This is a genomic window from Paenibacillus sp. LS1 (genome assembly GCF_026013365.1).
Taxonomy (GTDB): domain Bacteria; phylum Bacillota; class Bacilli; order Paenibacillales; family Paenibacillaceae; genus Paenibacillus.
Map to the genome: position 1 here is coordinate 1 of NZ_JAPDOE010000023.1, position 22276 is coordinate 22276.

Sequence of the window (22276 nt, forward strand, 5' to 3'; positions counted from 1 at the left end):
TGTGTTACTATTTTCAGCGGAAAACAACTAACTTTATAGATGAGACGAAAATAAGATCCATCACTTATATGAAGAATTTCAATATTATAGATCAGACTAATTAATACTGGTCTGTATACTTCCATCTGTTCGACTTTCGTACTTGGTTTCGTTCAGCAACCTTTCAGTTGAATTTAACGTACAACTCATTGGATTAGGGTATAGTGAAGCCAAGTAAAGAGGAGGAGAAACATAATGAATATATCTTCTGCAGCCAGTTCCACTACATCTTACATATCGACATCTTCGAGTTCGGACAATTCAAGTAGCTTGGAGAAACAAAAGACGAAGCTTGAGGCTCAATTGGAGAAAGTGCAATCCAGTAAGGACGATGAGAAGACCAAGGAGACAAAAACTAAACAGCTTGAACAGCAGATCAAGCAGATTGAGGCACAGATTGCACAGCAAAGCTCTCAAGGAGCCGGTACAACTGCTACGAAGGAGGCGCCACCTGCCCAACCACCATCCAATGGAATGGGAGCTGCTACCCCTAAGGAAATTGCGAATGCAACAACAGACAGCAATGGCCGATTTGATATACGCATCTAATGACATCTAATTTAGGACAAAACAAAAGCCCTGAGCGATCTATATTGATCGTGTAGGGCTTTGTTTATTTCTTTGTTAGTATATTTATGAGGTCTACCTACATTCCATCTACGTTCCATTTACCTGCTATCTGTTAACGTTATTCAGACTGCAACGCGTTTATTCGATCCGTAAGGTATCGTTTTCTATAGTACACGGCTATGGTTGCGAGAACCAGCATTTCGGACAGCGGTACGGCAAGCCAGACACCCGTGACACCAAAGAATGAAGGGAGGATCGAAATTAACGCAATCATGATGATCATTTCACGTGCAGCTGTAATCCAGATGGCCATTTTGGCATTACCTACAGATTGGAAATAGGTGCTCATGACAAAGTTAACACCCATAAATACGTAGGCAAATGTAAATATCCTTAATCCGTACACGGCATTATCCGTTACGCCGCTACTGAAGTTTCCAAAGATTTGCACGAAGTAAGGTGCACCAATTTGAACAACAATCAGTAATAGTAGACCGCATGCCAGAGCCGTTTTGGTAGCTAAACGTATCGTTTGTTGTACCCGTTTAATCTGTTTCGCACCGTGATAATAGCTGATTAGAGGTTGGGCAGCAGACGCCAGACCCAGGAAAGCTAACAGTACTACACCATGAATATAGTTCAATACGGTAAAGGACGCTACACCATCGGTACCCGCAATGCGGTCCATGGAGATATTGTGAGAGACAGAGAAGACCGACATGCCGAGTTCAGCCAGAAAGCTGGGAAAACCAATGAGTAGCAGGGAAGCCAGCAATTTGTTGTTCCATTTGAACCGGGTGAACGTGAGATTATTTGTTTTTTTGAAAAAGTGAGTGAACAGGACAAGCAGCGCCAAAGATGCCGAAACTATAGTACCTAGGGCAACACCGCGTACACCCCATTCGAGTACATATAAAGTTACATAATTGATGATGATATTGGCTACAGCAAACGTAATTTGAGCGTACATGGATGTGTTGGGATTCCCATCGTTTCGTACAAAAACAGAGAGTGCATTCTCAATGGTGAAGACGAATCCGAATAACAACATGATATTCATATAGTCTGAAGCAAACGGGAAGGTCTCGGCGTTGGCACCGAGGGCATATACCAGCTTGTCTTTGAACGTAAATGCAGTATATCCAATAGCCATCGTAACAAGCATAATGAGCATAATGGATTTGGTGAAAATTTGTTTGGCTGATGTCATATCTTTTCTACCCATAGCGTTGGAGTACAAGGTTGCCCCACCCATACCAATCCACAGCGACATCGCAACAAAAAGCGTGTAGACAGGGGAGGCAATGCCGATCCCGGCCATCGCAGTAGAACCCAGTTTGTGTCCAACCATAATGCCGTCGATAATAAAATTAAAAGCAACTACCAGCATCCCCAATACGGAAGGCACGAGGTAGCTCATAAAAGCTTTACCTACAGTTTGCCCTTCCAATGGATGCGTCCAATTCGTATTCATAATGACCTCCGTTAGTAAACTGAATGTTCATTCTGTATTTATTAATACTGAACGTTCGTTCTGTATGATAACATGGCTTGATTTCGCTTGGCAACTTTTACGTTTAAATATCGTTTATGTGGTAGAGTAGGTTGATATTTATAAGGCGGGAGGAATCTCTTAATGAAACAAAATAAATACGATGAAGCTGAGTTCTTTAATAACTATAGTAAGATGGCTCGTTCCGTTCAGGGACTGGATGCAGCGGGGGAGTGGCATGAATTACAGACCTTGTTGCCTGATTTGAAGGACAAGCGTGTGCTGGATTTGGGATGTGGTTTTGGTTGGCACTGCCGGTATGCGCGTGAACAACAAGCGAGTTCAGTAATCGGTATAGATCTGTCTGAAAATATGCTCCAGCGTGCTCGTGAAATGACGGACGATCCACAGATCCAGTACGAGCAGCTGGCAATTGAAGATATTGATTTTGCAGCTGGACAATTTGATGTTGTGATCAGTTCGCTTGCTTTGCACTATATTGAACGGTTAGACGAGGTGTACGCCAAAATCAATGACTGTCTTGTCCAAGGGGGCACGTTTATCCTTTCCTCTGAACATCCGATCTTTACCGCTCGTGCTGCGCAGGATTGGCATTACGGACCCGAAGGTGAAATCCTGCACTGGCCCGTGGATGATTACCATGAGGAAGGGAAGCGTGTGGCAAACTTTCTGAATCAGGACGTAGTCAAATATCATCGTACACTGGCAACACATCTCAATCAACTGATTAAGGCAGGGTTTGCCATTCAACAGGTAGCTGAATCCAAGCCATCGCTGGAGATGATCGAACAGGTTCCAGGCATGAGAGACGAGAATCGAAGACCGATGTTTCTGATGATTGCTGCGGTGAAAGTATAACGATGAAAATGATACGTTAGATCAGAGGGCAGAAAGAAACTGTGGAAGTGGAGCGTTCGCCTAAAAGATTTCTGATAGAGATTACTAACTACGTAAACTTGAAGGAATCAGCGTGTTCAGCGATGTTGAACATGCTGTTTTTTTATTTTGCTACAATAATAAGAAATAATGTCCAAAATAGGGAACCAAACCACATTAAACTCAGTCATATTAAGTGAGGTGAACAACAGTTGGATTATCAATTTCTGGCACAGGCTCAGACGATCGACAATTACACACTTAGCAGCATGATGGATGACTACGGAAATGACGTGTGGAATTACGCTTATTTTCTGACCAAAAGTGCCGAACAGGCAGATGACTTGTCACAGGAGGTATTCATCCGAGCGTACTCGGGGATTGCCCAGTATCGGGGAGAGTGCTCACTGAAGACGTGGCTACTGACGATTACTAGAAACACCACTTTTACATATCGAAAATCCAGATTCTTTCGTAGCAGCTTATGGGGAGAGACACTACCCATTGAGACAGAGCGGGAGCTTTCGGGCCGGAGCGTAATGGTTCCATCTCAGTCTGCATATCCTTCGGCTGAGATGGAAGTGATGCGCAAGGAGCATGTCCATGAAATCTGGGATATTGTTCTGGCGTTGCCGAAGAAATTCCGGGAGATTCTTTTGTTGAATCTGAGGTATGAGCTCACGACGAGTGAGATTGCAGAGATGTTGAAAATCAGCTTAGGCACAGTAAAATCCAGACTATCGAGAGGTAAGGATAAGGTACGGAAACAATGGGAGGAGCGAAGCGAATGACACACAAGGATAAGCAGTGGGAAAAGGAAATCCGGAAGGGGCCGTTTGCGTCGTCTCCTTTTACAGAAGATCACAAGCGAAAGGTGCTTCAACAGGTGGAGTGGATGAAGAAGTCGGAAGTAGGAAGCAAGGGAGATAGGTCAGAGGACAGTTCAGGGCTGTCCAGACCGCAAGTAGGTAACTCGTCACACAAGCGTCGCCCTAGAAGAGGGCCTCTTGTTGCAGGTACGGGTGCGTTGGTTATTGCTGCTGGATTATTCCTATGGAGCTGGGATGATGGTCAGCTGGTGAAGCCCATGATCGAGCAGGTCTATCCGACGACAGCGTTACAGTTGTCCGATGATCTGAGCGTCAATCTACTAACGGATAAGATGAAAAGAAATGTGGCGACTACCATGCGAGACGATCTGGGTAAACAGCTGAAGATTATGAAAGTTGAAGACTTGCCTTTGTCCGGCAGAATATATGTAGAGGCTGGAAAAGAAAGCGAGAAGGAGTATGCGCAGATATGGCTTGATGCGACAACAGGAAATCTGCGTGAAGTACAGATGAGAGGTGAGATGCTGGCGGGCGAGCTGGAGCACCGTTATCTGCGCCAGGTCCCATCGCTTTTGCAAAGTATAGGCAGTACTCCAACACTTAAACCTGTATCAGTTCAACGTTACGTGAGTATGAAGCAAGGGGAATTGGAGCCGATATCGCATACGACATTATGGTTAGAAAATGAGACTGGCTATGGGGAGATTGTATGGCAACAGGATAAGGCTGTCTCAATCACAGGAGACCTGAGACTTGATCAAGTATCCCAGGTTGCGCTGGCGGATGCCAAAAAAGCAATTGAGGCTCTGTCTGGTAAAGCCAATCTTGATCTGGTAAGAGCAAGCCGAAGCAAAGATGATGAACTCGGCAAGGATACAGTCTTTTTTTCCTTTAAAGATAACTACTTTGTGCAGATGACCGAAGGAAAAGAGGGCTTGGGCTATACCGTGGGAGATGCTAATTATTATGAGCAACAAGAAATAGGCAACATAGAAGAGATGGAGGCTTACCATGAGAAATTATATAATATTGATGAGTCTCTTCTTAGAGAAAAAGTGGGACCAATAGTTAAGAAGATATTTAACATTAATTTTGACGCCTATAAACTTCACAGAAATGCTGAGCAATTGGGAATCGTAACATTTGAATTGGAATCGAGCACGGATGTTTTTCAGGTTGAATACAGGGAAGATGGACGGATCAGGATGATTACCAGAGGAGAGCTATAGGGCTTGATCTTATATGTTACAATTTACTTCATAGATGGAATGGGCATAAGGAGATAACGATGAAATATTTGGTGAGTTCATGTCTGGCGGGGGTAGCCTGCCGTTACAATGGAACAGCTAGTCTGGATGAGAAGATTCAGGAACTTGTGGAGCAGGAGCAAGCGAAGATGGTGTGTCCGGAGTTGCTCGGTGGATTCTCCACACCCCGTGAACCAGCTGAGATTATCGGTGGTACGGGCAAAGACGTATTGGCAGGTACTGCAAAAGTGATCGAGAAAAGTGGCAAGGACGTCACAGAGATGTATATCAAGGGAGCCTATCAGACATTGGAATGGGCTAAAAAATTGAATGTGTCCTGTGTTGTGTTGAAGGAGTTCAGTCCGTCCTGTGGCACGAAAACTATTTACGATGGAAACTTTGCCAATCACAAGGTACAGGGTGAAGGTGTTACTTCCGCACTGCTTCGGCAAGAAGGATATACCGTCATTTCGGAAGAAGAATTCATGGAACAATTATAGGCGTGATTAGTATATCTTCACGATTATTTTATCGCCGAATTCATGGGGAATAATCAGAAAAAATTAGAGTTGTTGTGTGTTTGGAGGTTGAATAATACATGGAACAAATGAACAGGCTGATTGACACATTCTTAAACCAATTATACAGACGTCTCGAATGTTGTGACACTAGTGATTCCGACATACTCGACGAGATAAGCAGGATTTTGCAGGTGTGGCCTGAGGTGCCGAGTTCTGGAAAACTTCCTAGCCCATCAGAATCCACTGTCACCAAATATCTGGATGCTGCTTTGAAGCTTGGTGACACAGGCGCCGAATCAAGCCTGATTGCAGCGATCAGACCTTTGGCACCTTTCCTTGACTGGACCTTCGGTTATCCACCACATCCGCTGTATCCTAACCTAGAATCACAGGTAACTTTTACGCAATTTATCGGACCGGAGGATCTGGGAACGGCTGATCACTTGCTTATGGGCCTTACCTTATTAGCTCCAAAAACGTATTATCCACCACATGTGCATCCTGCAAATGAATTATACATCCCCCTTGGTGGTACAGGAATGTGGACCAAAGGTATTGAAGAGCCCTTAGCAAGAGAACCTGGGTCTGTTATTCTGCATCCAAGTTGTGCCATCCACACAACTGAATCGAGGGAAGACCCAGTCTTAGCCCTCTACATCTGGCGAGGCGACCTTATAACGTCATCAAAATTCATAACGGACCAAGAAAAGTTAACTGAATAATTGGATACTCGTTGCAAGTGATTGGTGTTAATATCATTCATGGATATTCACAGAAGGGGATTCCCAATGTGGCTATGTATGTTGTCAGAATACAATACTTACTTTTAGAAACTGAGAAACAATAATGTGCGTACTTTTCATTTTCGGATATAGATCCTAAACTAATACGTAAGCAAATCAAAAACGAGACACTAACGAATGAACATACAACAATACTATAAAGAGAAGGACGTGGAGATCCATGGAAGATACAACACAGGCAAAAAAAAAGGAAGATATCCTGAAGGCTTATCATTTCCGGCATGCAACCAAGATATTTGATGATACTCGCAAAATTGCGGATGATGATTTCCAATTTATATTGGAAACAGGCAGATTATCTCCAAGTTCCATTGGATTTGAGCCATGGAAATTCTTGATCGTGCAAAATCCCGACCTACGTAAGCGTCTGTCTGAAGTCTCTTCTGGCGCTCAAAAGCAATTGGCAACAGCAAGCCATTTTGTTGTTATATTGGCGCGATCAGACGCCAGTTATAATTCTCCTTATGCGGAATACATGCTGAAGGAGGTTAAGGAAATGCCTGATGATGTATTTGAGCTAACAAGTGCGGCTTATGGTAAGTTCCAAAATAACCAGAGAATTCTGGAGAATCCGCGGTCACTATTCGACTGGGCATCCAAACAGACGTACATTGCACTTGGCAACATGATGACTGCGGCAGCTCAGATCGAGATTGATTCCTGCCCGATTGAAGGTTTTAGCCGTGAGGATGTCCATCGTATGTTGGAAGAAGAGGGATTGCTGGAGGATGGTGCATGGGACGTCTCGGTGATGGCAGCCTTCGGTTATCGGGTAGAGGAACCCAAACGTGAGAAATCCCGACAATCCGTTGAAAAAATTACTCAGTGGATTAACTGAACTCAGCATCAATTCAACAACGTTGATCTAAACTTATAGAAATAGAATAAGATCGAAACAGCCCGATATTTTCCATATGCTAAAAGGATGGAAAATATCGGGCTGTTTTTCTTTCTTATAAAAAATCACTTGAAAATACATAGATGTCTATGTATAATGAGGTCATGCCAAAATACAACGCAATAGCACTGATTGCAAGAATCAGAGATCATGTCAACAAACGGATTGTTCACGAATTGGAACAGCATGAAGTGACAGGCATTGTACCTTCTCATGGGGATGTATTAATGTTCTTGTACCGGGAAGAGACGCTGTCGATCAAGATGCTGGCGGAACGTGTTCAACGCACGCAACCAACAGTAACTGTACTGGTCAACAAGCTGGAGAAGCTCGGTTATGTTGAACGCAACAAGAGTGCCGAAGATAGCCGGGTGACGATGATTCGCCTTACCGAACAGGGGAAGCAACTCGAACCGATATTCCATCAGGTATCAGAGCAGATTAATGACATCATCTATAGTGGCCTGTCCAATGAACAGTCGGAGCAATTGGAGAGCTTGCTGTCCACTATCGTTCGAAGATTATAGTGAATGAACTCTTCTGCCTGCAACCTTCCAGATTTGAATGGGGTGGAGGCAGAACAGCCCAAATATTTTTATGTCCATATGCATAGATGTCTATGTATATGGAACGTATCAATGTAACCCCATTTTCGCAACCTAACTCAAACCAAACCTGGAGGGATTCACACTATGAAACATCTTATCGTATATGCTCACCCGCACACAGACAGCTTCAATAACGCAATCCTCAATACTGCTGTAGAAGCTCTCGAAGCTCAAGGTCATGAAGTGGTCGTTCGTGACTTGTACAAGCTTGGATTCCAACCCGTACTGACCGAAGCTGACACAGCTTCCATGCGTGCAGGACAGACACCCCAGGATATCGCTACAGAGCAACAGTTTGTTACGGATGCAGAAGCCATTACATTCATCTATCCGATCTGGTGGACAGGTCTTCCAGCCATTTTGAAAGGATATGTTGACCGTGTATTCGCCTATGGTTTTGCTTATGTAGCGGGTGAAGCGGGAATCGAGAAATTGCTGACAGGCAAAAAAGGCCTCATCATTAATACACATGGTACTCCTAGTGAAATCTACGATCAGATTGGCATGACTGCTGGATTGAAAATAACTTCAGACGTAGGTATCTTCGATTTTGTAGGCATTGAAGCCGTAGATCATCTGCTCTTTGGTAGTATTGGATACCTGGATGCACCCGCATATCAAGCCATATTGGATCAGGTTAAACAAACGGTTACAACCAAATTCTAATATAGATGTTGGTTCCCTATAGGGATTCCATATGATACCAGACCGACTCGATCATGAGTCGGTTTGTTTGTTCATGTGTTTGCAAAATGGATGAAAGGGGGTATAATCGTACCCATGGAACCTCTTTGAAGCAAAAACATGAGTAAAACCAAGTGTTATAAGGTTATTTTCGTGCTTATCGAAAGTAGAAAATCACATTCTCTGCAAAATGCTATATTTGAAGGACATCTGAGAATTGTTTCATAATTCTTTCCGTCGCATTTTTCTTCATATTTTTCGTAACATGAGTACATATCTTTAGATTAGTTTTTGCATCATCGTGCCCAACTCTTTCCATGATTGTTTTCAGATCCACTTCGGCTTTGTCCAACATACTAATATGAGTGTGGCTTAAAATATGATGAGTAGGTCTCTTTGTAATTGATGTTCTTAATAGAAGCCTTTCCATACGTTTGAATATTTTTTTAGTTATAAAGGGGTAACCATCGCTTCGAGAAAAAACAAAATTTTCATCATGATAATCATCCATAAGTTTCTTAGCAGCTATTCGCTATGAATGTTATTTTTAGACGATCGTGACGTTTATAAAATTTGTTAATTGGTGAGTATTATTGAACAATACATACAAAGTAATACAAACAGACACGGAATTTTTGATTGCAGCAATATTCCAGGTGCAAGTATCTATATGAAATGATTTGGTTAATCAGGAACAAATTGTTTAATGTGGTGGTTCAATAGAAGCATTATAGTACGGTATCGATTAAGATAGCAGGGAATAGAAATTTCCGTGAGCAGTTTGTGTTTAAAGTAAGAGTATGAAACGAGAAAGACTGTTTGCGTAGGTCTGACAGCTTCCTTTTTTCTTTAGCATATATAAAAACACTCAACTCATCTAACAGTTGAGTGTTTTTTAGGTTGAAACTAATCTTTTCTTTTAAAATTAAGCGGAATTACATTCGACTCAATGTCTTGAATTAAATATCCACTTTCAAGATTTGCAAAAGTCTCAATTTCACCTCTTGGAAGACTCAATTCTCTCAGGAAATCCTGTTTTGTACGTACTCCATGTTCAATTATAGCTTTGATAGCTTGATTCAATACGGAAGGTTCTTCAAATGTAAGTACATCGTCCAATGGTTCAGAAGATAATTGATTGTTTTTAGCCAGTCGTTGTCTGAGGTTAATGTGCTGAAATTCACTGAATATACCTAGAGATGTAGCACGATAAGCCATAGCTTGTATTGAGACCTTCCAACGTTTTTTTAAAGAAATGAAGTGCTCAATTGATGTTGAAACAACTTCCGTTCCAAAACTTGATGAAGGCAACAAAAAAGCACTTGCAAAACGATTTGCCTCTTTTTCCATAAGTTTGTAGTTAGTCTTATTGTTAAACTCTGTCATTTTTATGTTGGAGTGTAAAACTAAGTGACCTAACTCATGAGCAATGTCAAATCTCGATCTAGAAGCAGTTTTATCATTGCTTAATAAAATATACGGCCGCTCATCTTGTTCCCAGATAGAGCAAGCATCAATTTTATAGGAGCTAAACGGTGACCTCGCAACTATAATTCCTGATTTTTCTAACAATAAAGTAACGTTGCTTATTGGGCCATTGCCTAAATTCCATGATTTTCTTACATAGTTAGCCATAAGATCGATTTCCTCAAAGTCTGTCTGAATGTATTTGTCTCGAGTGATAATTCGCGGGACAGACACTTTGGGGAAATCGAGGAAATTCTCAAGGTATTTATGAATTTCTTTTATCCAGCCAATCTTACGTGCGTGCACATTTTTAGACTTTTTTGTAGCCATTGCCATACTACGAAAGTAGACAACGCTCTCCGATGACTCCATAGGACTTTTGTAAAAGAAAGTCACAGGTACTTCAAGGATGTTAGACATTTTTTCAATTGTGTCAAATGTTGGCTGCGCTTTGTTATTTTCGTATTTTGATACAGCCTGATGCGTTACTTTAAGGTTGTCAGCTAACTCGGTTAAAGTTAAACCTCTTGCTTCTCTTGCCTCAATAAGACGATCAGGAACAAACTTGGAAAAGCGGTTATTCGCTTCCAAGGCCCTCCACCTCTTTTACATAATTTCTAAATTCAATCAACGTCTCAGGAGTGATTGTTTCTTCTGGTGCCACTTGCGGGTTATCCGAGGCAAGAACCCGTGTTTCCTTCAAAAGGTCAATTCGCTCGTTCCATTGATGGGGGAATCCAATGTTCACAAATTTTGGTTCAGATCCTCCACGACTGTAGGTAAGAAGTAAGTAACAGTCATCCGCATTGCTAGGAATATTAGGGTCCATGTCAGAGAAATACATCTCTCCCTGGTTCAATAGCTGCAATTTATTCCTAAAATAAGCGGGTCTAGCAACGTGGGTTCTTGCCTGCACTTGGCTAAAGCTGATTTTGATATTTTCAAAAGACAACACAATGAACTTGTAGCTTCGATTTCGATTATATTCATATGAATATGAAAAAGGAAGGTTACCCAGATCAATTTGCTGTTTAAAGAGGTATCCAATTGCAATGTTTCTTAAATACCCTTCATGTTTTGCTCCCAGTTCCCAATTAAGCAGAGTGGTTTGTTTGATGGCTTCTCTTGTCAGGGAATAAGCCTTTTCCACGATTGTACAAATCTTCGACCTCACAAGAACAGGTAGTCTGCCTCGAATAACCTCTTTAGTATCAATATGCAAAATAATCGGCTCCATCCCAATACACTCCCTTGACAATTCAACGTTGCAACCATCCTACTAAAAAAACGCATATTTTGCAACCGTGATAAAAAATAAACGTGAGGTACCTAAATGAAATGTTCTGAGAAAAAAGAGATGGCGACAATTAGGCCACCATCTCTTTTATTTAATCCCAAGTGCGTCTTTAACTGAATTCTGTAGGAGTTGCGAAAAATTCAATTCAGCATCCTTACCTGCATCCCGTAGCCATTGTGGTACGGTGCAGTTTACAGTCACAGACTTGTTCGCAGCTGCGTCACGATATGGAGGAAGAAAGACCTCAACAAACACAACTCTGTCACTTGGATCGTTTAACTCAATAAAATCAAGATCGGAAGGCGCGGGAATTTCCATATTATTATGTTCCATCTCAAGTATACGATCGACCAACATGTTTTTGGCATCTTTAACAGCTGTTTGAATGTCAGGGGCAAGCACGGCAGTATCAGCGACGTCGGGGAAGTACAAGCCAATGCCCCCGTCCTCACCTTTTTCAACAACAGCAGGAAAAATAAATGTGTTTATCAATTTATCTAGCTCCTTTTAATTCATTTTATTTTACACCTGTCGTGTTATGTATAGATAACACGACGAACCGGTCTATGCCGGAGGCAAGCGATGGCTTTAGAGAAGGGAGGGTTAAAAGATTACCCCTGATGTCTTCTCAATGCTTTTGAGTGTGCCATTGGTATCGTCTGACCGCTGTTGTGGAAACTGATGTCCGCGTATCTTGTTGGATCATCTTTGTGTTACCAACGACTATGACTGCTACCACCGGTGTGTGAAGGGGATCTGATGAATCCTTCTTCTTTCAACCGTTTGAGCACTTCTCGAACCGTTCACTGTTTCGGCATCGCTTACCTCCTCTCTATATAATGATAACGCGTGTTATTATGCGTGTAAAATATTCATGCGTAAAATTTGCATGTTTTTACTTTTGATAGGAATGAAAAAGAGCAGGAGGGATAACCTCACTGCTCCTTCCTTTGGCACCTCGTATGCGCGCATCTCTGATGCTTGATACGGCTTCAACAAACCGAGCAACGACTGAACATCATCATAATCTCTTCCAAGCCATTCCGCCACGTCCTCTGGGCGCAGGATAACCGGCATACGGTTCTGATGTCTTCCATGAGACTATTGGGTTGGGTAGTGATAATGGTGCAAGTACTCAATTTTTTCCGTCTGGATCTGTCTAGGTATCATAAAGGCCGGCAAGCGAGAACCAGCGATCATCCTTCATTAGAATCCGCATAGGCTTCTTAGAAGATCCTGCTTTCTTCCACTGGTAAAATCCGTTTGTTGGAATGATACAACGCTTGGAGCTGATCAATCGTTTAAATGATGCCTTTTCAGTTAATGTCTCGGTCCGGGCATTGATCATCTTATTACCCGATCTTGTCATCCTTTGCCCAGGACGGCACTAGCCCCCATCTAAGTGCACCCAATCTATTTCCGTCTTTGCTACTGATAATTGTGGGGATGGAGTGCATAGGCGCTGTGCATTGTAATTAGATTTGTACTCAAATCCATCAGCAATGGGAAGCCATATATCTGTCCATAATCTGCTCAATTGGATCTATATCGTAAATCTAACACACATAAAATGCATCCCTTTAGAAGCTATAATAAGCAATTTTACTCAAATCTTTGAGAATAGAAGCGGGTAATTTGTGGGGAGGGAACGTGTAAGATGTTATTTAGGTGATTATAACGATGATTAGATTTTATGAACGAACGAGGGCTGGATTCTAGCCAGATAAGCAGCATGACAGGGAGTATCTGATATGGCCGAGAACCAATCCAAAGCCTGGTCACCTGAGAACTTGAATAAAATCATGGTGGCGTTAGAACTTGATGATATTTCTCAATTGATTGCATTCGAAAAAAAAGGAACAGAGAAGTAATCTGCTGTTCCTTTTTTCGTAGTTATAACAGTGTATATTTTGATTTTAATAAAATGTTCACAAATTATAGTAAATAATGGTTGATAGATTCATTATATTAATATATTATACAAATTGTAACATAATTAAATATTAGGAGGAATAAAATTGAACAAAAAGGTAAAAATGTTATCTGCTGTATTGTGTAGTGCTTTGGCTATTACGTCTCTGGCTCCAGTTGCTTTTGCATCCGCGGCAACACCATCTCCGGTGATTGAGCTACCTACGGGTGAGTTTACTCTTAACAAAAAGACACTTGTCATAGGTGAAGATGAGTTTTCAGCAAAAATCATGAACTCTATTGAAGCAATGACGCCATACATAAATAAAGGATCAGACAATTTATATCATATCGATCCTGCTGCACAAGAAATTGTAGAACAGGAAGTCTACAATCATTTTGCTACAGGCGTTCAAAAGTTAAATGCTGCACTAAACAGTCAAGTTTCTGCCAGCGGTAGCCAAGTTGTGACTCCATTTACATTTAGTAATTCTTACTGGTGGGGAGTTGCAATTACTTTTAATAATCAAGAAACTAATAACATGATTTATTCATTACAGCAAACGGCACAAGTAGCAGTGCTTCTCGCGGCGATAGCAGGGTTTATTCCTGGGGGGCAGATAGGGGCCGCAGTGGCTTTAATTGAGGGTGCTGGTTTTAGTATGATCGCTAATTCGATGTCACATAATAATGCTGGCAAAGGAGTAACTCTGAATTTACATTGGTTGCCGTTCACATATTATGAGGTGACAACAAATAAAGGTTAAAGTAGAATATTAAAAGAGAGGAGGGATAACTTGGGTACTGCATATGCAATTATACTACTCTTTCTTTTAATTCCTGCTGTTCTACTGGTCACTATCGTGAGTGTGATATTAAAAAGAGACAAAATCAGAACTGGTTATATTTTATCAGGAGTTTCAGCTGCAGCAATTGTCATGTTGGTCGTAAATTCACTTGTAACAGGTTCCTTAAATCAAAACAATATGACTTTTATATTGTTGTTAACTTTATCAATGTTACTATCAATTCGAACCAACAATAAACGAAGAAGAAATAATTAAATAATGTAGAGCCCCATCAGTGTAAGCTGATGGGGCTTTTCTTGTTGAATTCATAAATTACATTCGTATATAATAGCTAGAAGCAAACATATATTCCTGTTATCGTAGGGATAAACTTGCCAGTTAAATACCTGGGTTGGTTAGTTGAAATCATTTACGAGGATCGAAGCGGAAAGATCACGAAACGTCGTATCCAGGTCAAAAGCATCCGAGCTGGAATGATCAAAGCTGATGATCTATTGTCTGGGCAGCCGCGGACATTTAAAGAATCCGGTTTACTGGCATACTATCCAATCAGAACAACGGCTTAGGAGGCAGATATATGTTATCTGATTACGAACGTAAAATAATGAGGATCTTGTTTAATTACAGTAGCGGCCGCAGACGATTACCGACCATTAATGAACTTACGGTTAAAGACAGGTAAGGGTAAACCCATGTTATGGCTGCTCTGGAAGGTCTAATTAAAGCGGAGCATATAAATTGGGAAGATAAATCAGACACCAGCAATCTTGTTATCCTGGAAGGCTAAGAACGAGAAGCGGAAAAACCTAAGCTTCCTAAGGCACCTCCTCTGGTACAGCAGAATGATATAAGTTACTGGACCCTATATTAAGGAGGAATGCAACGTGGGGAGTAAATTAAGCGAAAATGGGATTTATGAAGGTCACTAATTATTATTCCAGAATATAGTGAAGCATACTTGGTTCAAGAAGCACTGCAAAGGCGCCGGGGGAAACCGACTCTTGACGAACAAGAAATGCAGCTCATTGAGGATGCGATTTTTTAATCGTACAAGGAATGCAAGTCAATTACCCTCATAGTGTTCAACCCGTTTGATGACGAGGAGCTGCGGGGTGTTGTCACAGCTATTATAAACAGAATAGGAGACAAAACTTGTACGGGGAGAAGAGGACTACAGTTGGCCAAGAATAGAAGAGCTTATAACAGCAAGAATATAAACAAGAAGAGACCGGATTAGTCTGACCGGTCTCCTATACTTATTCATCTTCTTCTGAAGATGAATAAGTATAGATATCTTTACGCGAAAATGTTCATACTCATTATTTAGTACTCCTCCCAAAAATAGCGCCCTAGAAGGTTGCGAAGCTATTTGATATAATTCATACTAGACTAGGCGAAGTTATGATTGTTTTGCAGAAAACAAGACATCACCAAAAATCACAAGAAAATCACAATCTCTGCGAACGTTGGCGGATGAAAATGTTATAACTTATCCCGAAAATGGCTATGAGTATAGGTAAACGAACTTAGACGAACACAGACGAATGGAGGTGGGACATCGTACCCATGGAACCTATACTTATATTTAAAGCATTATCGAACGAGACACGTAGACAAATCCTGTTGTGGCTCAAAAACCCGGAGCAACACTTCCCACCGCTGGAACTATCTCAGCATCCGGATGGTGGCAAGAACGGAATCTGTGTTGGCACGATTCAAGTGAAGGCTGGACTGGCTCAGTCGGTTATTTCCAGTTATCTGCTGACTATGCTCAAGGCAGGGTTGCTGCTCTCCGAGCGAAGAGGACAATGGACGTATTATCGGCGCAACGAAGAGACAATCCGTCAGTTTGCAGAGTACGTGCAGAACGAGTTATAAGCCGGATGCCGGAACGGAAGCTAGGATGCATATGCAGGCAGGGATTCCGTCCGGATGTAAACGGCTAGTTTATCATCACATCATCATATCCAGTTGCGATTTAATTAATCTATATATCTGGATATACAAAAATATAATCATCGAGGAGATTAAACGATAATGACTACAGAAAATACAGCTTCATCCCATAAAGAACATATTAATGATGTTAAACTTTCCATCCTGGATCTGGCTCCCGTCGTTGTGGGTGCAACACCTGCTGATGCTTTGCGCAACAGCCTGGATCTGGCACAGCATGCCGAGCGTTGGGGGTATCATCGTTACTGGGTAGCTGAACATCACAACATGCCGGGTATTGCGTCATCCGCAACTTCGGTTGTTATTGGATATCTGGCTGGTGGGACCAAGACGATTCGTCTGGGTTCAGGAGGTATCATGTTGCCCAACCATGCACCGCTTGTCATCGCTGAGCAGTTCGGTACATTAGAGTCCCTGTATCCAGGCAGAATCGATTTGGGACTGGGTCGTGCACCTGGCAGTGACCGCCGTACGTCACTGGCATTACGCAAAGATCTGAACAGCGGGGAAGATTTCCCGGAGCTGTTGGCAGAACTCAGAGCATACTTTGATGCTTCGGCGACATCTTATCACGCGCCTGTTCGTGCAGTACCGGGAGAAGGACTGAACATTCCGATTTACCTGCTGGGATCAAGTGATTTCAGTGCACGTCTGGCAGGTCAGCTGGGATTACCGTTTGCTTTTGCCAGCCACTTCTCGCCCGATTATACCCGGATCGCATTAGAGACGTATCGAAACAACTTCCAACCATCTGATAGCTTGAAGGAGCCACATGTGATTGTGGGTGTTAACGCTGTTGTTGCGGATACAGACGAAGAAGCAGCATGGCTGGGTACAACGATGCAACAGCAGTTCCTGAACATTATTCGCGGTACAACGGGATTGGTACAGCCTCCGGCAGAGATGGAAGGCAAATGGACGGACCGCGAGAAGGCGGGTGTTGAGCAGACGCTGAAAGCAGCTGTTAACGGTTCACCAGAAACGGTACGTGGACAGCTGGAATCCTTCATTCGGCAGACACAGGCAGATGAGCTGATTATTACGTCGATGATCTATGATCATAAGGCGCGTCTGCATTCCTATGAGTTAATCTCACAATTGGCGGGAAAAGCTTAAATCTTCATTTTCAGCGTAAAAGCTGGCTTGATGGTAAGCTATAGCTACAAATTTACGGTTCGTCTCCCAGTGAGGCGAGCCGTTTTTGAATAGGGAGAATTTGCAAATGATTGGTGTGGGGCAGAAGACTCATTTTGGGGTAAAATGACTTTACCGGTTTAATTTGAAACGGTTAAACAGCACCATACGTATAAATCCAGAGTGTTATACATATGTTGGCTTGTACAAGGTACTTTATTTTTTTACAGGCAAGGGGTATTTATCTAGATTTATAGTTTAATTTTGATTAAGGTTACATGAGAGAGGACGACACGCCTATGGAGCAACCTGAGCAACCCCGCGTTTGGCCGGAGCGGTTCAAGCGATTTTTTCTTAACAACAAGTTTGTCCTATTTCTGCTAATTCTGCTGTTGGTGGGACTGAACGTGATGGTTCTGACCAAAGTATCCTTTGTTCTTCATCCGCTCGCAGTACTCATCAAGACCATTGTGCTACCTATTATTCTGTCAGGCATACTGTATTATCTGCTGAATCCGATTGTGGATGTGATGGAGCGGTGGAAAATTAAGCGTGGCTGGTCCATTCTGATCCTGTATCTTGCGATTGGAGGCATTCTGACAGTCGTCGTACTGGCGGTCATTCCGGTTGTGCGGAACCAGATTATGGGGCTGATCGAAAATTTCCCAACATACAGCGAGACGGTAAAACAGCAGTTTGAGGAACTCACGGGCAGCCAACTGTTCGGTCAGTTCCAGGAGACGGTGAATTTGAATTCTCAGGATTGGTGGGGGACAATCTCCCAAAAAGCTACTGAAATTCTGAACTCAACCTGGACCAAATTGGGCGGATTCCTCGGTGCTTTCACGGAGACCGTGCTGTCCATCGTAACGGTTCCGTTCATGCTGTTCTATCTGCTGAAAGACGGCAAGAAGCTGCCGTCGAAAATTCTGTCTTTCCTGCCGATCAAGAGCCGTAAAGGTGCAATGCATGTGCTGGAAGACATCAATCACCAGATCAGTTCATTCATTCGTGGACAGATTATCGTCAGCTTCTGCATCGGTATTCTGCTCTACATCGGTTATATGATCATTGGTCTGGATTATGCCCTGATTCTTGCAATTATCGCATCGTTTACGAGTGTTGTTCCGTATCTGGGACCAGCAATTGCGATTACACCCGCGTTGATCGTGGCTTTGGTCACTTCACCAGTGATGCTGCTGAAGATGGTTGCCGTATGGACAATCGTGCAGTTAATTGAAGGTAAATTCATCTCGCCACAGATCATGGGTAAAACGCTGAAGATTCATCCCATCACGATTATCTTTGTCATTCTGACTTCGGGTAATCTGTTTGGAGTCGTGGGCATTCTGCTCGCTGTTCCAGGATACGCGGTGCTGAAAGTATGTGTATCGCATATCTTCAACTGGTTCAAGGACAGATCGGGCTTGTATGATCCGAACAAGAACAATCTATTGTAATTGAAGAGAACCAAGAAGAACCCCCGTCCATCGGCATATAGCCGAGAGGCGGGGGTTCTTCTTCATGAACAAGCTTGGCTGCTGCCTAGCTGTGTTTAATATGCTGGAGCGTTTGCAGGAAGATCTGCTCAATATGAGCATCATCCAGAGAATAGTATACCGTCTTGCCTTCCTTGCGCCGCTTGACGATACGCATGTTGCGGAGTGAACGCAGCTGGTGTGAAATGGCCGACTGACCCATATCCAGCAGAACCGTCAGGTCATGAACACATAATTCCTTCTGTAACAGCGCATCAATAATACGTAGACGTGTTGGGTCACTGAATGCCTTAAACCAATCCGCCATCTCGGAAGAGGTCTCCCGATCTATGAGTGAAGTGCGAATCGTCTGCACGTCGGCTTCAGTACCCGAGCAGGCCGCATCACATTCGCTTGGTGCTTTAACCGGTTGTTCCATTTCCTATCACCGCCTATGTTAACTCAACATTTTGCATAATTCGATTTAACCATTCGTAAGTACATTGTTGCTTGGAATTCACTGGTTCGAATTTATGCAAAAGTTTAACTATAGCTCTATTATATCCAAAAAACGTCTAAAGCGAAATGATTACTATTAGCATAGTCTGTATGAAAAATCAACATCGATTGTTGACACTCATGTTTAGGCGTGCATATAATAGGGGTAACCAAACATATGAATGAGTGCTCATATATTGAATACAATTGAAACATAACATTTTTTTGTACTGCAAAGGGGAGAATTCACATGGGAACCGGACAGGAACAGGTGAAAAGGGAACTGCTGCTTGATGGATTGGATTGTGCGAACTGCGCATTGAAAATTGAAAATGGCGTCAAAAAAATTAAGGGCATTAACGAATGCTCTGTCAATTTTGTTACCAAAACATTATCACTACACACCACTTCCGACATGGATGAGCAGGTAGTGGAAGAAGCAAAGCGCAAAGTGCTTCGACTGGAGCCACATATTCGCATCTCGGAAAAAGGAAAACCCGTGAACGGACATGTGCATACCCATACAGGGAGTGCAGCTGGTGCGGATAACCACAGTCATGACCATGCTGAACATAATCATGGACATTCCCATTCACATGGCAAACACTCACATACTCATGATCAACATCAACATGGTCACGCACATGATCATACACATGAGCACGGGAATCATGCTGGGCATGATCACAGCCATACTCATGATCATGATGCGCATGCAGGCCATTCCCATGAGCATGGTGCAGGTCAGACGAAAGCATTGCTTGTTCGTCTTGCTGTTGGTTCTGTTTTGCTCGCAGCTGCCATCTGGTCGCCGCTGGAGGGCTGGGCGCAATTTGCTCTCTATACGCTCGCGTATCTGATTGCCGGGGGAGATATCGTGCTCCAGGCGTTCAAAAACATTATCCGCGGTCAGGTTTTCGATGAATACTTCCTGATGTCCGTCGCTACCTTGGGTGCCTTTGCTATTGGAGAGTATCCAGAAGGAGTAGCGGTCATGCTCTTCTATCAGCTCGGGGAGCTGTTTCAGGGCATGGCGGTTAATCGGTCACGCAAGTCCATTCAGGCGCTCATGGACATTCGCCCGGATTACGCGAATATCCTGACGGGTTCAGGTGACGAAACCCGGCGTGTATCTCCTGAAGAAGTACGGATTGGTGATCGAATTGTGGTTAAAGCAGGCGAGCGAGTACCGCTGGACGGTATCGTAAGAATTGGACGTTCCATGGTGGACACTTCTGCTCTGACAGGTGAATCGGTACCTCGTGAGCTGGAGCCCGGAAGTGATGTGCTAAGTGGTTTTGTGAACAAAAACGGCATGTTGACCATTGAAGTAACCAAAACGTTTGGTGAATCAACAGTATCCAAAATTTTGGACCTGGTGCAGAATGCGAGTAGCCGGAAGGCGAAAACAGAACATTTTATTAGTAAATTCGCCCGTTATTACACACCGGTTGTTGTTATCCTTGCAGCCTTGATTGCATTTGTTCCGCCGTTGATACTTAGTGGTGCGACATTTGCTGATTGGATCTATCGAGCCTTGGTCTTCCTGGTGATCTCATGTCCTTGTGCGCTGGTTGTTTCTATTCCACTGGGGTTCTTCGGTGGCATCGGGGCGGCTTCACGTAACGGTATTCTCGTCAAAGGCAGTAACTACCTTGAAGCATTGAACGATGTGAAAGTCGTTGTTTTCGATAAAACGGGTACACTAACCAAAGGTGTATTCAAAGTAACAGCCATTCGCCCCCAAAACGGACGCACGGAAGAAGAACTGATGAAGCTGGCGGCCGTTGCCGAAGCGAATTCCAATCATCCGATTGCCGAATCCATTCGTGCAGCTTGGGCCAAAGATATTCCCACGCAAGGTGTGGAAGGCTATGATGAAGTTGCCGGACACGGGATCAAAGTGAGCGTCGATGGTAAGGAAGTGCTGGCAGGCAATGCTAAATTAATGGAGCAGGCGGGTATATCGTATAGCACACCAGAGACGGCAGGAACGATAGTCCACGTGGCTGAAGCAGGCACGTATGTTGGTCATCTGATCATTGCCGATGAAGTGAAGGACGATGCAGCTGCTGCCATTCAGGCGCTGAAGAAGCTCGGAATCCGCAAAACGGTCATGCTGACAGGCGATGCGAAAGCCGTGGGTGAAGCGGTAGGACGCGAGCTGGGTGTGGATGAGGTCTATGCTGAATTGCTGCCACAGGACAAAGTCGAACGTCTTGAGCAACTGGAAGCTGCCAAGTCTCCGAAGGAAAAAATGGTGTTTGTCGGTGATGGTATCAACGATACACCAGTACTGGCACGCGCCGATGTTGGCGTAGCGATGGGTGGACTCGGTTCAGATGCCGCCATTGAAGCGGCTGATGTGGTCATCATGACCGATGAACCGTCGAAACTGGCGAGCGCAATCCGCATTGCAAAGCGTACACGAATGATCGTGTGGCAAAATATCGCGTTTGCCCTAGGTGTTAAGGCGATTTTCCTGCTACTGGGTGTGTTCGGTATTGCCACCATGTGGGAAGCGGTATTCTCCGATGTGGGTGTCACGGTGCTGGCTGTCCTGAACGCCATGCGTGTACTTCGTGTGAAGAATATCTAAGTTTACGAAACGATTCAGGCGGCTCTTCGTATATACGTAGAGCCGTTTTTATATTTTTTCAAGGCATTATGTTGATGAGAAGTTATGTAGAGAAGGGGAGAACGTTTTGACAGGAGCAGTAGTTGGGATCATCATTGGAGTGTGTTATTTCATTCTGGGGTTAATGGTGTTCAAAAAACCACCTAAAATGATTAACGGAATATATGGTTATCGGACCCCGCGTGCAATGAGTAATCCCGATTTGTGGAACGAAGCGCAAAGTTATAGCGCCAATCTGATGATGCAATTTGGTGTGATTATTACGATATTCGGCATTATCGGTTTCTGGCTTACAGATGTACGAGCTTTGGTTCTAAGTCTGGTTGCTACAGGATTCTATACGTTCAGACTGTTTACCAGAGTGGAAGGTCGTCTGAAGCAAATGCAGCGTGCACAACAGCAACAGAATGAGCAGAACGCTTAAGGTAAGATTAATGAATAGGTTTAGAGAAGAGACTCGCGTGTGAAGCGGGTCTTTTTTGTTGAAGATAGAGAATGG

25 protein-coding genes are annotated in these 22276 nt (G+C 43.2%); 16 read left to right on the forward strand and 9 right to left on the reverse strand.

Annotated features, from left to right (window positions below; all coding sequences use genetic code 11):
* Positions 1-234 precede the first annotated feature (234 nt).
* Positions 235-588, forward strand: a complete 354-nt coding sequence (locus OM416_RS31140; protein WP_264936109.1) for a FlxA-like family protein — start codon at positions 235-237, stop codon at positions 586-588.
* 139 nt (positions 589-727) lie between these two features.
* Here the strand turns inward: OM416_RS31140 and OM416_RS31145 are convergent, their stop codons facing one another.
* Entirely contained in the window at positions 728-2083 is a 1356-nt protein-coding gene (locus OM416_RS31145; RefSeq protein ID WP_264936111.1) for an MATE family efflux transporter, read from the reverse strand.
* Between the two features lie 162 nt (positions 2084-2245).
* Here OM416_RS31145 and OM416_RS31150 point away from each other — a divergent pair, with 162 nt between their 5' ends.
* The 8 genes from OM416_RS31150 (at position 2246) to OM416_RS31185 (ending at position 8571) form a co-directional block, all read left to right on the forward strand.
* Entirely contained in the window at positions 2246-2980 is a 735-nt protein-coding gene (locus OM416_RS31150; RefSeq protein WP_264936113.1) for a class I SAM-dependent methyltransferase, read from the forward strand.
* A 230-nt stretch (positions 2981-3210) separates the two neighbouring features.
* Positions 3211-3789 carry an RNA polymerase sigma factor gene (locus OM416_RS31155; protein ID WP_264936115.1) on the forward strand — a complete coding sequence of 193 codons (579 nt, stop codon included), beginning with the start codon at positions 3211-3213 and terminating at the stop codon, positions 3787-3789.
* Positions 3786-5057, forward strand: a complete 1272-nt coding sequence (locus tag OM416_RS31160; protein WP_264936117.1) for a hypothetical protein — start codon at positions 3786-3788, stop codon at positions 5055-5057. The genes OM416_RS31155 and OM416_RS31160 overlap by 4 nt, the downstream gene beginning before the upstream one ends.
* Before the next feature lie 59 nt (positions 5058-5116).
* On the forward strand, positions 5117-5575 hold the full coding sequence (locus OM416_RS31165; protein WP_264936119.1) for a DUF523 domain-containing protein: 459 nt from the start codon (positions 5117-5119) through the stop codon (positions 5573-5575).
* 98 nt (positions 5576-5673) lie between these two features.
* Positions 5674-6318, forward strand: a complete 645-nt coding sequence (locus OM416_RS31170) for a dimethylsulfonioproprionate lyase family protein (RefSeq protein WP_264936121.1) — start codon at positions 5674-5676, stop codon at positions 6316-6318.
* Positions 6319-6559: 241 nt separating this feature from the next.
* Positions 6560-7237 (forward strand): NAD(P)H-dependent oxidoreductase, encoded by a 678-nt coding sequence (locus OM416_RS31175; protein WP_264936123.1) that lies wholly within the window; start codon positions 6560-6562, stop codon positions 7235-7237.
* A gap of 164 nt (positions 7238-7401) precedes the next feature.
* Positions 7402-7824, forward strand: a complete 423-nt coding sequence (locus tag OM416_RS31180; RefSeq protein WP_264936126.1) for a MarR family winged helix-turn-helix transcriptional regulator — start codon at positions 7402-7404, stop codon at positions 7822-7824.
* A gap of 165 nt (positions 7825-7989) precedes the next feature.
* Entirely contained in the window at positions 7990-8571 is a 582-nt protein-coding gene (locus tag OM416_RS31185; protein ID WP_264936128.1) for an NAD(P)H-dependent oxidoreductase, read from the forward strand.
* Positions 8572-8782: 211 nt separating this feature from the next.
* On the opposite strand, the gene OM416_RS31190 is transcribed toward OM416_RS31185, so the two are convergent.
* The 7 genes from OM416_RS31190 to OM416_RS32010 all read right to left on the reverse strand — a co-directional run bounded on the left by OM416_RS31190 (position 8783) and on the right by OM416_RS32010 (position 12810).
* On the reverse strand, positions 8783-9100 hold the full coding sequence (locus OM416_RS31190; protein ID WP_264936131.1) for a tyrosine-type recombinase/integrase: 318 nt from the start codon (positions 9098-9100) through the stop codon (positions 8783-8785).
* Positions 9101-9495: 395 nt separating this feature from the next.
* Positions 9496-10647, reverse strand: a complete 1152-nt coding sequence (locus OM416_RS31195) for a helix-turn-helix domain-containing protein (RefSeq protein WP_264936134.1) — start codon at positions 10645-10647, stop codon at positions 9496-9498.
* Entirely contained in the window at positions 10634-11293 is a 660-nt protein-coding gene (locus tag OM416_RS31200) for a hypothetical protein (protein ID WP_264936136.1), read from the reverse strand. Before OM416_RS31200 ends, OM416_RS31195 begins: the two co-directional genes overlap by 14 nt.
* Before the next feature lie 147 nt (positions 11294-11440).
* Positions 11441-11845: a type II toxin-antitoxin system HicB family antitoxin gene (locus tag OM416_RS31205; protein ID WP_264936138.1), complete on the reverse strand. Its 405-nt coding sequence runs from the start codon at positions 11843-11845 to the stop codon at positions 11441-11443.
* Between the two features lie 363 nt (positions 11846-12208).
* Positions 12209-12430, reverse strand: a complete 222-nt coding sequence (locus OM416_RS32000) for an SOS response-associated peptidase family protein (protein WP_413775851.1) — start codon at positions 12428-12430, stop codon at positions 12209-12211.
* A gap of 82 nt (positions 12431-12512) precedes the next feature.
* Positions 12513-12722 carry an SOS response-associated peptidase family protein gene (locus OM416_RS32005; RefSeq protein ID WP_413775852.1) on the reverse strand — a complete coding sequence of 70 codons (210 nt, stop codon included), beginning with the start codon at positions 12720-12722 and terminating at the stop codon, positions 12513-12515.
* On the reverse strand, positions 12706-12810 hold the full coding sequence (locus tag OM416_RS32010; RefSeq protein ID WP_413775853.1) for a hypothetical protein: 105 nt from the start codon (positions 12808-12810) through the stop codon (positions 12706-12708). Before OM416_RS32010 ends, OM416_RS32005 begins: the two co-directional genes overlap by 17 nt.
* Positions 12811-13371: 561 nt before the next feature.
* Between OM416_RS32010 and OM416_RS31215 the strand changes: the two genes are divergently transcribed.
* The 5 genes from OM416_RS31215 (at position 13372) to OM416_RS31235 (ending at position 18623) form a co-directional block, all read left to right on the forward strand.
* Positions 13372-14031, forward strand: coding sequence for a hypothetical protein (locus OM416_RS31215; RefSeq protein WP_264936140.1), 660 nt, complete (start codon positions 13372-13374; stop codon positions 14029-14031).
* A 30-nt stretch (positions 14032-14061) separates the two neighbouring features.
* A complete protein-coding gene (locus OM416_RS31220; RefSeq protein ID WP_264936142.1) occupies positions 14062-14328 on the forward strand; it encodes a hypothetical protein in 267 nt (88 codons plus the stop codon).
* Positions 14329-15639: 1311 nt separating this feature from the next.
* On the forward strand, positions 15640-15951 hold the full coding sequence (locus tag OM416_RS31225; protein ID WP_036668255.1) for an ArsR/SmtB family transcription factor: 312 nt from the start codon (positions 15640-15642) through the stop codon (positions 15949-15951).
* A gap of 159 nt (positions 15952-16110) precedes the next feature.
* Positions 16111-17145, forward strand: a complete 1035-nt coding sequence (locus OM416_RS31230; RefSeq protein ID WP_264936146.1) for an LLM class flavin-dependent oxidoreductase — start codon at positions 16111-16113, stop codon at positions 17143-17145.
* Positions 17146-17462: 317 nt separating this feature from the next.
* Positions 17463-18623, forward strand: coding sequence for an AI-2E family transporter (locus OM416_RS31235; protein WP_264936148.1), 1161 nt, complete (start codon positions 17463-17465; stop codon positions 18621-18623).
* 85 nt (positions 18624-18708) lie between these two features.
* Here the strand turns inward: OM416_RS31235 and OM416_RS31240 are convergent, their stop codons facing one another.
* Positions 18709-19080, reverse strand: coding sequence for an ArsR/SmtB family transcription factor (locus tag OM416_RS31240; RefSeq protein WP_036614212.1), 372 nt, complete (start codon positions 19078-19080; stop codon positions 18709-18711).
* Between the two features lie 309 nt (positions 19081-19389).
* Between OM416_RS31240 and OM416_RS31245 the strand changes: the two genes are divergently transcribed.
* On the forward strand, positions 19390-21738 hold the full coding sequence (locus OM416_RS31245) for a heavy metal translocating P-type ATPase (protein ID WP_264936152.1): 2349 nt from the start codon (positions 19390-19392) through the stop codon (positions 21736-21738).
* Between the two features lie 106 nt (positions 21739-21844).
* A complete protein-coding gene (locus OM416_RS31250) occupies positions 21845-22201 on the forward strand; it encodes an SdpI family protein (RefSeq protein WP_264936154.1) in 357 nt (118 codons plus the stop codon).
* Positions 22202-22276 lie beyond the last annotated feature (75 nt).

Coding starts and splice junctions, on each gene's coding strand:
- OM416_RS31140 (WP_264936109.1), top strand. CDS start 235: ATGAATATATCTTCTGCAGCCAGTTCCACTACATCTTACATATCGACA.
- OM416_RS31145 (WP_264936111.1), bottom strand. CDS start 2,083: ATGAATACGAATTGGACGCATCCATTGGAAGGGCAAACTGTAGGTAAA.
- OM416_RS31150 (WP_264936113.1), top strand. CDS start 2,246: ATGAAACAAAATAAATACGATGAAGCTGAGTTCTTTAATAACTATAGT.
- OM416_RS31160 (WP_264936117.1), top strand. CDS start 3,786: ATGACACACAAGGATAAGCAGTGGGAAAAGGAAATCCGGAAGGGGCCG.
- OM416_RS31165 (WP_264936119.1), top strand. CDS start 5,117: ATGAAATATTTGGTGAGTTCATGTCTGGCGGGGGTAGCCTGCCGTTAC.
- OM416_RS31170 (WP_264936121.1), top strand. CDS start 5,674: ATGGAACAAATGAACAGGCTGATTGACACATTCTTAAACCAATTATAC.
- OM416_RS31175 (WP_264936123.1), top strand. CDS start 6,560: ATGGAAGATACAACACAGGCAAAAAAAAAGGAAGATATCCTGAAGGCT.
- OM416_RS31180 (WP_264936126.1), top strand. CDS start 7,402: ATGCCAAAATACAACGCAATAGCACTGATTGCAAGAATCAGAGATCAT.
- OM416_RS31185 (WP_264936128.1), top strand. CDS start 7,990: ATGAAACATCTTATCGTATATGCTCACCCGCACACAGACAGCTTCAAT.
- OM416_RS31190 (WP_264936131.1), bottom strand. CDS start 9,100: ATGGATGATTATCATGATGAAAATTTTGTTTTTTCTCGAAGCGATGGT.
- OM416_RS31200 (WP_264936136.1), bottom strand. CDS start 11,293: ATGGAGCCGATTATTTTGCATATTGATACTAAAGAGGTTATTCGAGGC.
- OM416_RS32000 (WP_413775851.1), bottom strand. CDS start 12,430: ATGCCGGTTATCCTGCGCCCAGAGGACGTGGCGGAATGGCTTGGAAGA.
- OM416_RS32005 (WP_413775852.1), bottom strand. CDS start 12,722: ATGACAAGATCGGGTAATAAGATGATCAATGCCCGGACCGAGACATTA.
- OM416_RS32010 (WP_413775853.1), bottom strand. CDS start 12,810: ATGCACTCCATCCCCACAATTATCAGTAGCAAAGACGGAAATAGATTG.
- OM416_RS31225 (WP_036668255.1), top strand. CDS start 15,640: ATGGAACCTATACTTATATTTAAAGCATTATCGAACGAGACACGTAGA.
- OM416_RS31230 (WP_264936146.1), top strand. CDS start 16,111: ATGACTACAGAAAATACAGCTTCATCCCATAAAGAACATATTAATGAT.
- OM416_RS31235 (WP_264936148.1), top strand. CDS start 17,463: ATGGAGCAACCTGAGCAACCCCGCGTTTGGCCGGAGCGGTTCAAGCGA.
- OM416_RS31240 (WP_036614212.1), bottom strand. CDS start 19,080: ATGGAACAACCGGTTAAAGCACCAAGCGAATGTGATGCGGCCTGCTCG.
- OM416_RS31245 (WP_264936152.1), top strand. CDS start 19,390: ATGGGAACCGGACAGGAACAGGTGAAAAGGGAACTGCTGCTTGATGGA.